Here is an 8,491-nt window from a genome sequence, read left to right on the forward strand (position 1 = left end):
ATGTTGGCCTGAATTAGCCCTGCCGAAAGCAGCCATCTTAGTAAACCCCTGACGTATATTACGAAGACAAGACTATCAGCGGGTCTTTAACAGAAAGTTTGAGTTCGCCAGCTCAAGTTGAATTTTGTTGCTCGTCTTTGCTTGAGCCGGCGTCGTCTCATAGGCGCAATCTGCTACTGCTTTCGATAGGTATGGCCGTCGGCATTGAAGAGATGCAGCTTCTGCCTGTCGGCGGCAAAGCGCATTTTCTGGCCGCGGTGGATATCGGTAATGCCGGGGATCTTGACGATGATCGGCTCGCCATCAACCAGACCTTCGATATAGAGCTGCGTCACTTCACCGAGCGCCTCGACGATGGCGACCTCGCCTTCGAAGAGATAATCTTCGTTGGTCGCGATGCGCAAATCTTCCGGACGAACGCCGAAGCTCGCCTGCTTACCCCTCTCGGAAGCCTCGGTCGGCAAGTCGAGCGTCACCGACTTGCCGCCCTTCAGCGTCACGGTCGTCGTCGTGCCGGTTTCGGTCACGGTCGCCGGGATGATGTTCATCGCCGGAGAGCCGATGAACTTGGCGACGAAGAGGTTGGCCGGGCGCTCATAGAGTTCGAGCGGCGCACCCACCTGTTCGACGCGGCCGGCGGATAGCACCACGATCCGGTCGGCAAGCGTCATCGCCTCCACCTGGTCGTGCGTGACGTAGATCATCGTCGTCTCGGGCATGGAGTCGCTGAGCTTGGCGATCTCGATGCGTGTGGCGACGCGCAGGGCGGCGTCCAGGTTCGACAGCGGCTCGTCGAACAGGAAGACCTTCGGGTTACGGCAGATGGCGCGACCGATCGCGACGCGCTGGCGCTGGCCGCCCGAAAGGGCCTTGGGCAGCCGCTCGAGATATTGGGTAAGTTGCAGGCTGGCGGCCGCCGCGCGGACGCGACGGTCGATCTCCTGCTTGTTTTCGCCGGCAATCCGCATGCCGAAGGCCATGTTGTCGTAGACAGTCATATGCGGATAGAGCGCATAGGATTGGAAGACCATCGCGATGCCGCGCCTGGAGGGCGGTACTTCGTTCACCTTCTGCCCGGCAATAAGCATGTCGCCCGAGGTGATGCTCTCGAGCCCGGCGATCATGCGCAACAATGTGGATTTGCCGCAGCCGGACGGCCCAACGAAGACGATGAACTCGCCTTCATTGATCTCCAGATCGATGCCATGCAGCACATGCACGCTGCCGTAGGATTTTCTTATATCCTTCAGAACAAGTCCCGTCATCTATTCTTCCTCCTCCCAAGGGCTCAGGCAAGACGCGCGAAATAAGCGCTCCAGGCCGGAATATCGATCTTGTTGCCGTAGTTGTTGGTGGTAAAGCCGTGCCCGGTCAACGCTTGCCAGTTCCCTTCAGGCAAGGCCGCCATCGCTTCGGCGGGACTCATGTTGAACGCGCAGAGAATGGTCTCGCCGTCGTAGGTGCGGGTAAAGATGAGTATGTCGCCCTGCGGATCCGCAAAGGCAATCTCACCCTTGGCAAAGGCCGGATGCTGCTTGCGGAAGGCGAGGAAGCGGCGGTACTGCTCCAGCACCGAATTTTCGTCGCCCTGTTGAACGCTGACAGCGCGCAGGATGTGCTCGACGGCCACAGGCAGCCATGGTTTGACTGTGGAAAAGCCGCCCTGTGCGACTTGGCTGTCCCAAACCATCGGCGTTCGGCAGCCGTCGCGGCCCTTGAATTCCGGCCAGAACTGGATGCCGTAGGGATCCTGCAGATCCTGATAGGCAAGATCGGCTTCGGTGAGTGCCAGTTCCTCGCCCTGATAGATGCATACGGAACCGCGCAGGGTCAGCAGCAGCGCTGCATAGAGCTTCGCGAAGGCATCGCGATCGGCGACCAGATTGCCCCAACGGCTGACGTGGCGCACGACGTCATGGTTGGAGAATGCCCAGCAGGCCCAACCTTCGGGGGCAGCAGCGGCGAAATCCTTCATGACCTCTTCGACGCGATCGGGCGTCAGCGCATCCGGCGCCAGAAACTCGAAGGCGTAGCACATGTGCATCTTGTCATTGCCGGACGTGTATTCGCCGACGATCTCGAGACCACGCTGGCTGTCACCGACTTCGCCGACGGCGGCAATCGCCGGATATTCGTCGAGGACGGCGCGGAAACGCTGCAGGAACTTCAAGTTTTCCGGGCGGTTCTTGTCGTAGAGATGCTCCTGGAAATTATAGGGATTGACCGCCGGCGCGGTCGAGGCGTTGCGGCGCGCGGGCTCCAGCGCCGGGTTGTCGCGCAGTTCCCTGTCATGGAAATAGAAGTTGATGGTATCGAGGCGGAAACCGTCGACGCCACGATCGAGCCAGAAACGCACGACGTCCAGCAGCCTATCCTGCACTTCCGGATTGTGCAGGTTCATATCCGGCTGCGAGGTCAGGAAGTTGTGCATGTAATATTGCATGCGCGTCGGATCCCACGCCCAGGCCGAGCCGCCGAAGATCGACAGCCAGTTGTTGGGCGGTGTGCCGTCCGGCTTGGCATCGGCCCAGACATACCAGTCGGCCTTGGGATTGTCCTTGCTCGAGCGGCTTTCGACGAACCAGGGATGGCGATCCGAGCTGTGCGACAGCACGAGATCGATCATCACCTTGATGCCGAGGCGGTGGGCTTCCGTCATCATCGCATCGAAATCGGCGAGTGAGCCGAAAATCGGATCGACGTCTTCATAGTTGGAGACGTCATAGCCGAAATCGCGCATCGGCGAGGTGAAGAAGGGCGATATCCAGATTGCGTCGACACCCAGGGCCGCGACATGCGGCAGGCGGATGGCGATGCCCTTAAGGTCGCCGATGCCGTCGCCATTGGAGTCCTGGTAGGAGCGCGGATAGATCTGATAGATCACCGCGCCACGCCACCAGTCCTTGTCAACTGCCGAAATCGATTGAGGGGCAATGCTCATGCTGAATAGGTCCCGTTAGAATGGAATAGTCTTGGATCAGCCCCCCTTCACCGACCCGGCGAGCAGACCGCGCACGAGATAGCGCTGCAGACCGAAGAAGACGAAGAGCGGGATAAGGATGGTGACGAAGGCGGATGCCGTCAGGATCTCCCAGTTGCCGCCGCGCGAGCCCAGCAGCGCATTCAGGGCCGCCGTCAGGACCAGATGATCCTTGTCCGTGCCGAGGAACACCATGGCGATCAGCAGATCGTTCCATACCCAGAGGAACTGGAAGATCGCGAAGGAGGCGAGCGCCGGAAAGGACAGGGGCAGGATGATCTTGACGAAGATGTCGAAATCGCTGGCGCCGTCGACGCGGGCGGATTCGATGATCTCCTTAGGCAGGCCGGCAATGTAGTTGCGCAGCAGATAGATGGCCAGCGGCAGACCGAAGGCCGTATGCGCCAGCCATATGCCTGGATAGGTCTTGGACGGCACGCCGAAGATCTGGCCGATCTCGTTATAGATGCGCAGAAGCGGGATCAGCGACATTTGCAGCGGCACGACGATCAGGCCGACGACGAGCGCGATCAACAAGGCGCGCCCAGGGAACTCCATCCAGGCCAGCGCATAGGCTGCAAAGGCGGCGATCAGGATCGGGATCACCGTTGCCGGGATCGTCACCGTCAGCGAATTGATGAAGGACTGGCCGATGCCCTCGCCGCCCAGCACGCTGCGATAATTATCGAACGTGAATTGCGGCGGCGTGGCGATGGTCAGATAGATGCGCTTGCTGCGCGCATCGGCACCGAAAGGCCCGTTCTTCTGATAGCGATAGCTGCCGTCCGCATTGACGGTGAGCGTCTCGCCATTGCCGAGATCGGCGGACGAACCGACCTTGTAGGTGGACGGTTCCTGCACGCGCAGGCCGAAGGACTCGATCCTGCCGTTACCGCTGTTGCCTTCTCCGGCAACCGTACCAGCGATGACATAGTTGGCGCCATCCTGCTTTGCCTTGTCCGGGCCATCGAGGCGCACGGCGGCGGTCTGCGAGGAGCCGGAAAAAGCCGTCCACCAGCCGGAGACGACGATCTGATCCTTGTCGCGCAGTGCGGTGACGAAGATGCCGAGCGTCGGCAGCAGCCAGAGGAGGACGATAAGCAACACCGCGGCATGAACGAAGATGCGGGCGGGACCGATGCGACCGAGATTTCCAAGCATGTCAGCGCCCCTTCGTTTCTGCGTTTGCACGACGAATGTTCCAGATCATGATCGGCGTCACCGCCGCCATGATGACGAGGGCGATGACCGCGCTTCGGCCGGAATCGCCGCCGCCGCGGAACATCCAGTTGAACATCAGGTTCGCGAGCACCATCGTGTTCCACTGACCGTTGGTCATGGTGAGCACGATGTCGAAAACCTTGAGCACGAGAATGGTGATGGTGGTCCAGACCGTGGCGATCGTGCCCCAGACCTGCGGCACCATGATCTTCCAGAAGATCTGCCAGCCGTTGGCGCCGTCGATGACGGCAGCTTCGATGGTTTCCTCCGGAATGCCGCGCAGCGCCGCCGACAGGATCACCATGGCAAAGCCTGTCTGGATCCAGATCAGCATGACCATCAGAAAGAAATTGTTCCAGAAGGGAATGGTGATCCAGACTTCCGGCGTGCCGCCGAACAACTGGACGACAGAGTTCAAAAGGCCGATCTGAGCGTCGGTGCCGCCGCGATATTCGTAGATGAATTTCCAGATGACCGAGGCGCCCACGAAGGAGATCGCCATCGGCATGAAGATGACGGCCTTGGCGATGTTGCCCCACCAGATACGGTCGGTCATGACGGCGATCACGAGGCCGAAGAAGGTGCAGGCGGCCGGCACGACAGCAAGCCAGAGGATATTATTGAAGATCGACTGGCGGAATTCAGTGTCGTTGAGGGCCCAGAGATAATTGGCGCCGCCGACGAACTGATTGCCGTCAGGCCCGTAGAAGGACAGGATGAGGGTCGCGACCACCGGATAGACGAGGTAGACGGCCAGCAGGAAGAGCGCCGGACCCAAGAAGAGCCAGGGCCGAATCAGGCCGCGGCGGGTCAGGTTGACGGCGGCGGTATGGACCTCGGTCCCCTCCTTTGCCGGAAAAATTATGTCCAGAAGCTTGTTGGAGAACCAGAAATAAGCGGCGCAAAAGGCAACGCCGAATATCATGGCCCCAATCGCCGACAGTATCTGCGAAAACATCCTTCCCTCCCGAATTTACCTGCTTGAGGCCACCCGCCCGACATCAACCGCGCCTCGCGGGCGCGCCGTAACATGGTGCATGGCGTCGCCGGTATCTGCCGGCGACGCTTGGCTTGCGATGTCTTACTTGATGGCGTCCCAGGACTTCTGGATCTCGTCGGCAACGTCCTTGGCGGACTTGCCGCCGACGAAGTCGACCATACCGGTCCAGAACGAGCCCGCGCCGATCTTGCCCGGCATCAGGTCAGATCCGTCAAAGCGGAAGGTCGTCGCAGTGGTCAGGATTTCGCCTTCCTTGCGGAGGGTATCGTTGGCATAGGCCGCCGTGTTGACACCCTTGTACGGCGTCAGGAAGCCGGACTGCGCCATCCAGACTTCCTGAGCGATCGGCGTCTGCAGGAACTGGATGAAGGCACGGGCAGCCTTCGAGTCCTTGGTGATGGCAGCAAGCGTGCCAGCACCCTCGACCGGCTTGCCGAGTTCAGGATGCGCGGCATAGGGCGGGAAATAGAAGAAGTCCGCATCCTGGCCAAGCTTGGTGCCCTCCGGGAAGAAGGACGGGATGAAGGAGGCCTGCTTGTGCAGATAGCACTTCGGCGGAACCGTGAAGAGACCCTTCGGGCTATCACGGAAATCGGTCGAAGCAACCGCTGCGACGCCGCCGGCGACATATTTCGCGTTCTTGGCGAACTTGCCGAATTCCTCGATGACGGAGACGACCTTCGGATCGTTGAACTTCAGCGTGTTGTCGACCCAATGATCGTAATCCTGCGGCGCGTTCAAGCGCAGCATCAGATCCTCGACCCAGTCGGTTGCCGGCCAGCCGGTAGCGCCACCCGAACCGAGACCGATGCACCAGGGCGTGCCGCCGTCCTTGACGATCTGGTCGGAAAGCTTGAAAAGGTCCTCCATAGTGGTGGGAACCTTATAACCGGCCTCGTCGAAATTCTCAGGCACGTACCAGACAAGGGACTTCAGGTCGGCCTTGTAGGGGAATGCGTAGAAGGCGTCCTTGCCGTCCTTGCCCTTGTAGGTGCCGTAGCCGACCCAGCTGTCGCCGGCGCCGTAGTTCGTCTTCACCCAGCTTCCCAGCTCGTCACCGAGCGGCGTCAGATAGCCCTTGCTGGCCAGGTTGGCGAAAAGACCCGGCTGCGGCAGGATGGCGACGTTTGGCGGCGAACCGGCCTGCGTGTCGATGACGATCTGCTGCTCGTAGTTTTCCGAGGACGAATACTTGGCGTTTACGCCTGTCGCTTCGGTGAAATAATTCAGGACGCTGGTGAAGAGTGCCTCGTCCTCACCCCGCCAGGGGCCGAAGATCGTCAGCGTCTCGCCCTTCAGATCGGCGTGAGCGGCCTTGAATTCGTCATAGCTCTTCCAATTGAACTTGGAGTCCTGGCCGGGCTGGAACTTCAGATCGGCCGCCATCGCTGTACCCGCCACCAGAGCGGCGGCAGCGACAGTCATCAAAAACAACTTCTTCATGTGGTTGTCCTCCCAAACATAAAATCCACGAGCCGAAACACATTGTCGCGCTGCGCGCTCCATTCCTCAAAGCGCTTTGGCTGCTTCTCTCATCCATTGAGGACGGGACAAAGTCAAGTGATTTTCGGATTTTGACTAATATACATAGCATTTCTCGCGCTGCAGCATAAAATAAGCCCCAATATTTTGCTAATTGTCTTGTTTCAGGCGCGTCGCCTGCTACATATTTGAAAGCGCTTTGGAAGCCGTGGACGTCGCGGGAGGTTACGTTGGCATCTTAGCGGGCGAGGAGTTGGGAGCCGAATTACGTGAATCTGAAACAGCTATCGCAAATGCTGGGGCTGTCGCAGACGACAGTCAGCCGCGCCTTGAACGGATATCCGGAAGTCAATCGCGAGACCCGCGAGCGAGTGCTCAAAGCGGTTCGGGAAACCGGCTACCGGCCCAACAAAGCGGCGCAAAGGCTCGCGACGGGCAAGGCCGGCTCGATCGGGCTGGTCATGCCGACATCGCCAGGCAATTCTTCCGACGTACATTTCAGCGAGTTCCTGACCGGGCTTGGCGAGGAGGCCCTGCGGCACGATTTCCATTTCGTGCTCACGCCCGCGGATCCGAATGACGAAGTCGGTGCCTTGAAGCGGCTGGCGGCCAGCGGCAATGTCGATGCCCTGTTCGTCAACTATATGCGCGGCCACGATCCCCGCCTGGAAATGCTGAAGACGCTCTCCATGCCCTTCCTCGTGCATGGGCGGTCCATCGGCTCGGAACCGGATTATCCCTACCTTGACATCGACAATGAAGCCGCGTTCTATGACGCCACGAAGCTGCTGCTGCAGCTCGGGCACAGGCGCTTTGCGCTGTTGAACGGCCCCATCTATCTCGATTTCGCCATTCGGCGGAAAAACGGCGTCGAGGCGGCGCTCGCCGTGTGGGGTCTGGCTTTGGACGAAGCCCGCGTCAGTCACACTGCCATGACCGATGAGCAGGGCCTGTTCGAGATGGAGCGCATCCTGCAGCTCGAACAGCGCCCCACGGCAGTTCTCTGTTCCAGTACCGTGCTGGCGCTCGGCGCGGTTCGCGCCATCAACCAGGCGAAGCTAAAGCTGGGCGAGGATATATCGCTGATCGCCCATGACGACGTGCTGACCTTGCTCAAGCCGGAAAGCTTCACCGTACCGCTGACGACGACGCGCTCGTCGCTGCGCGCCGCCGGCATACGCATTGCCGAACGCCTGATCGGTGAGATCAAGCATAGCGAGACGTTTCCGGCGCAGGAACTCTGGAAGACGGAGCTGATCGTTCGTGCTTCGACCGGCGTCGCGCCGGCCGACTGACGCAGGCTCAAAACTTCGGCGGCTGCTTTCCGGCTGCCCGATGGGCGGCAATGACGGTATTGGCCATCAGCATGGCGATCGTCATCGGCCCGACACCGCCCGGAACCGGGGTGATGGCGCCGGCGACATTCGAGGCTTCCGCATAGGCGACATCGCCGACCAGCCGGCTCTTGCCCTCGCCGCGCTCCGGTGCGGCAATGCGGTTGATGCCGACATCGATAACCGTTGCGCCCGGCTTGATCCAATCGGCCTTGACCATCTCAGGCCGGCCGACCGCGGCCACCAGGATATCAGCGCCGCGAGCCACAGATGCCAGATCCCTGGTGCGCGAATGCGCCGTCGTGACAGTCGCATTGGCATTGAGCAGCAATTGCGCCATCGGCTTGCCGAACAGATTGGAGCGGCCGATGACGACGGCATTCAGCCCCGACAGGTCCTCGCCATGAATGCGCCGCACCAACAGCATGGCGCCGGCCGGCGTGCAGGAGATCAGTCCGGTTGAGAGATCGCCGG

6 protein-coding genes and 1 pseudogene are annotated in these 8,491 nt (G+C 60.4%); 1 reads left to right on the plus strand and 6 read right to left on the minus strand.

What is annotated here, in order from left to right; genetic code table 11:
• Positions 1-173: 173 nt before the first annotated feature.
• The 5 genes from GA0061101_RS03290 to GA0061101_RS03310 all read right to left on the minus strand — a co-directional run bounded on the left by GA0061101_RS03290 (position 174) and on the right by GA0061101_RS03310 (position 6,644).
• On the minus strand, positions 174-1,265 hold the full coding sequence (locus GA0061101_RS03290; RefSeq protein ID WP_037199052.1) for an ABC transporter ATP-binding protein: 1,092 nt from the start codon (positions 1,263-1,265) through the stop codon (positions 174-176).
• A 23-nt stretch (positions 1,266-1,288) separates the two neighbouring features.
• The gene (gene bglA / locus GA0061101_RS03295) at positions 1,289-2,941 is read right to left on the minus strand and encodes a beta-galactosidase BglA (protein WP_037199053.1); all 1,653 of its coding nucleotides are present in this window, start codon (positions 2,939-2,941) and stop codon (positions 1,289-1,291) included.
• 36 nt (positions 2,942-2,977) lie between these two features.
• Positions 2,978-4,141, minus strand: coding sequence for a carbohydrate ABC transporter permease (locus GA0061101_RS03300; protein WP_037199054.1), 1,164 nt, complete (start codon positions 4,139-4,141; stop codon positions 2,978-2,980).
• Position 4,142: 1 nt separating this feature from the next.
• Positions 4,143-5,159 carry a carbohydrate ABC transporter permease gene (locus GA0061101_RS03305; RefSeq protein ID WP_037199056.1) on the minus strand — a complete coding sequence of 339 codons (1,017 nt, stop codon included), beginning with the start codon at positions 5,157-5,159 and terminating at the stop codon, positions 4,143-4,145.
• Between the two features lie 123 nt (positions 5,160-5,282).
• Complete coding sequence (locus tag GA0061101_RS03310; protein ID WP_037199057.1) at positions 5,283-6,644, minus strand: ABC transporter substrate-binding protein; 1,362 nt, start codon at positions 6,642-6,644, stop codon at positions 5,283-5,285.
• Between the two features lie 308 nt (positions 6,645-6,952).
• Here GA0061101_RS03310 and GA0061101_RS03315 point away from each other — a divergent pair, with 308 nt between their 5' ends.
• Positions 6,953-7,978: a LacI family DNA-binding transcriptional regulator gene (locus GA0061101_RS03315; protein ID WP_092572994.1), complete on the plus strand. Its 1,026-nt coding sequence runs from the start codon at positions 6,953-6,955 to the stop codon at positions 7,976-7,978.
• Between the two features lie 7 nt (positions 7,979-7,985).
• On the opposite strand, the pseudogene GA0061101_RS03320 reads toward GA0061101_RS03315, so the two are convergent.
• Positions 7,986-8,491 (minus strand): annotated as a pseudogene (locus tag GA0061101_RS03320) (bifunctional methylenetetrahydrofolate dehydrogenase/methenyltetrahydrofolate cyclohydrolase); the annotation flags it as partial.

It is taken from the genome of Martinezella lusitana (assembly GCF_900094565.1).
Classification (GTDB): Bacteria; Pseudomonadota; Alphaproteobacteria; order Rhizobiales; family Rhizobiaceae; genus Rhizobium; species Rhizobium lusitanum.

Excerpts from the sequence above, each read along its gene's own strand:
- GA0061101_RS03310 (WP_037199057.1), bottom strand. The coding sequence starts at position 6,644 with ATGAAGAAGTTGTTTTTGATGACTGTCGCTGCCGCCGCTCTGGTGGCG.
- GA0061101_RS03290 (WP_037199052.1), bottom strand. The coding sequence starts at position 1,265 with ATGACGGGACTTGTTCTGAAGGATATAAGAAAATCCTACGGCAGCGTG.
- GA0061101_RS03300 (WP_037199054.1), bottom strand. The coding sequence starts at position 4,141 with ATGCTTGGAAATCTCGGTCGCATCGGTCCCGCCCGCATCTTCGTTCAT.
- GA0061101_RS03305 (WP_037199056.1), bottom strand. The coding sequence starts at position 5,159 with ATGTTTTCGCAGATACTGTCGGCGATTGGGGCCATGATATTCGGCGTT.
- bglA (WP_037199053.1), bottom strand. The coding sequence starts at position 2,941 with ATGAGCATTGCCCCTCAATCGATTTCGGCAGTTGACAAGGACTGGTGG.